Below are 2,601 nucleotides of genomic sequence, written 5' to 3'. Positions count from 1 at the left end.
CGACGTCGATGGTGGCCACGCGCGGCACCGCACGCAGGAACTGGCTGACATAGCCGATGGTGGAACGGCGGACGTTGAGCACCTGGCGCGGCTCGGCGGCGGCGAGATCGATCAGCCCGCCGCGATGGCGGATGCCGATGCGGCCGCTATCGCAGCGGTAGTTGCCGAAGATCATCTTCAGGATCGACGATTTGCCGGCGCCCGACGGCCCGGACAGCACGACGCACTCGCCGGGATCGACATGGAAGGTCACGCCGCTGACAACGGGCAGCTCGATGCCGCCCTGCAGGTGCATCGTAAAAGTCTTCTTGGCATCGGCGATATCGATCATGGCGGTCATTGAAATGCTCATGGCGGCAGAATCGAGGAGACGAGGAGTTGCGTATAGGGCTCGCGGGGATCGTCGAGCACCTGGTCGGTGAGACCGGTCTCGATGACCCGGCCGCCCTTCATCACCATCACGCGATGCGACAACAGGCGCGCCACCGCGAGATCGTGGGTGACGATGATGACCGCGAGATGCAGCTCGGCGACGAGGCCGCGCAGGAGGTCGAGCAGGCGGGCCTGCACGGAGACGTCGAGGCCGCCGGTCGGCTCGTCCATGAACACCAGCCGCGGCTCGGTGACGAGATTGCGGGCGATCTGGAGCCGCTGACGCATGCCGCCGGAATAGGTGCGCGGCGCATCGTCGATGCGTGCGACGTCGATCTCGACGCGCGTGAGCCAGTCCGACGCGGTGTCGCGGATGCGGCCATAGTGATTCCATCCCACAGCCATTAGCCGCTCGCCGACATTGGCGCCGGCCGAGACCGCCATGCGCAGGCCCTGGGCGGGATCCTGATGCACGAAGCCCCAGTCGGTCCGGTACAGGAAGCGCCGCTCGGCTTCGCCCAGCGAGGCAAGGTCGCGAGCGACACCATCGCGCATCCGATAGGACACATGGCCTCCGCTGGCCGCCAGCTGGCCCGACAGCAGCTGCAGCAGCGTCGACTTGCCCGAGCCGGACTCGCCGACGATCGCCAGCACCTCGCCGGGATAGAGCGAGAACGAGACGTCGCGGCAGGCGGCGATGCGGCCGAAGGATTTGCTGAGAGATCTTGCGACCAGCAGCGGCTGGTCGTTTTCAAGGGTATCGAGATCAGCCATGCGAGCCCGCCTTCTCCTTGTATGGCGCGGCGCCGAGGCTGCCGTGATGGCCGGCGGCCTGGCGGCCCTCGCAATAATCGGTGTCCGAGCAGACGAACATGCGGCCGCCCTTGTCGTCGGTGACGATCTCGTCGAGATAGGAATTCTCCGCAGCGCACAGCGCGCAGGGCGCGTTGAAGCGATAGGGCTCGAACGGGTGATCCTCGAAATCGAGCGACACCACTTGCGTATAGGGCGGGATCGCGTAGATGCGCTTCTCGCGGCCGGCGCCGAACAATTGCAGCGCCGGGCAATTGTCCATCTTGGGATTGTCGAATTTCGGCGTCGGCGACGGGTCCATCACGTAGCGCGCGTTCACCTTCACCGGATAGGCGTAGGCGGTGGCGATGTGGCCGAAGCGGGCGATGTCCTCATAGAGCTTCACATGCATCAGGCCGTATTCGGCGAGCGCGTGCATGCGCCGCGTCTCGGTCTCGCGGGGCTCGAGGAACCGCAACGGTTCCGGGATCGGCACCTGATAGACCAGCACCTGATTTTCGTGCAGCGTCGTCTCCGGGATGCGGTGACGCGTCTGGATCACGGTTGCATCATCAGTCGCCGTCGTGGTGGCGACTCCGGCGGTCTTGGCAAAGAATTTGCGGATCGAGATCGCGTTGGTGGTGTCGTCGGATCCCTGGTCGATCACCTTCAGCACGTCGGAGGGACCGAGGATCGCCGCCGTCACCTGCACGCCGCCGGTGCCCCAGCCATAGGGCATCGGCATTTCGCGGCTGGCGAATGGCACCTGATAGCCGGGAATCGCGATCGCCTTCAGGATCGCACGGCGGATCATCCGCTTGGTCTGCTCGTCGAGATAGGCAAAGTTGTAGGCGGGCGCGTTCATTCCGCGGCCTCCTTCATGGCATCGGGCGCTTGGGCCTCCGCGAACTCGTGACGCAGCTTGCGCAAAAGACCGAGCTCGGACTGGAAGTCGACATAGTGCGGCAGCTTCAGATGCTCGACGAAGCCGGTCGCCTGAACGTTGTCCGAATGCGACATCACGAATTCCTCGTCCTGCGCCGGTGCACGCACCTCCTCGCCGAGCTCGCGGGCGCGGAGCGCACGATCGACCAGCGCCATCGACATGGTCTTGCGCTCGCTCTGGCCGAAGGCGAGGCCATAGCCGCGGGTGAAGCACGGCGCTTCCGTCGCAGAGCCCTTGAACTGATTGACCATCTGGCACTCGGTGAGTTCGATCGAGCCCAACGGCACCGCGAAGCCGGCGTCTTCCGCGACGAATTCCACCTCGACCTCGCCGAAGCGAATCTCGCCGGCGAAAGGGTGGTTGCGGCCGTAGCCGCGCTGGGTGGAGTAGCCCATCGCCAGCAAGAACCCTTCGTCACCGCGCGCGAGATTCTGCAGGCGCAGGTCGCGGTCGGCCGGGAAGTTCAGCGGCTCGCGGGTGAGATCGCCGAC

At 65.6% G+C, this 2,601-nt stretch carries 4 protein-coding genes; all 4 read right to left on the bottom strand.

Annotated elements, in window-relative coordinates; genetic code table 11:
- The coding region (locus tag MOV75_RS34045) for an ATP-binding cassette domain-containing protein (RefSeq protein WP_247007529.1) at nt 1-340 on the bottom strand (340 nt) is incomplete at its 3' end.
- Between the two features lie 8 nt (nt 341-348).
- Entirely contained in the window at nt 349-1,146 is a 798-nt protein-coding gene (phnK, locus tag MOV75_RS34040) for a phosphonate C-P lyase system protein PhnK (RefSeq protein ID WP_246931898.1), read from the bottom strand.
- Entirely contained in the window at nt 1,139-2,029 is an 891-nt protein-coding gene (locus MOV75_RS34035) for an alpha-D-ribose 1-methylphosphonate 5-phosphate C-P-lyase PhnJ (protein WP_246931896.1), read from the bottom strand. Before MOV75_RS34035 ends, phnK begins: the two co-directional genes overlap by 8 nt.
- Nucleotides 2,026-2,601: carbon-phosphorus lyase complex subunit PhnI (locus MOV75_RS34030; RefSeq protein ID WP_247007528.1), on the bottom strand; the 576-nt coding region annotated here is incomplete at its 5' end. The genes MOV75_RS34035 and MOV75_RS34030, both read right to left, overlap by 4 nt.

Source organism: Bradyrhizobium sp. PRIMUS42, assembly GCF_023006515.1.
Classification (GTDB): domain Bacteria; phylum Pseudomonadota; class Alphaproteobacteria; order Rhizobiales; family Xanthobacteraceae; genus Bradyrhizobium.
Note: the sequence above shows the minus strand (reverse complement) of the source record. Positions and strands in the feature narration are given on the sequence as shown.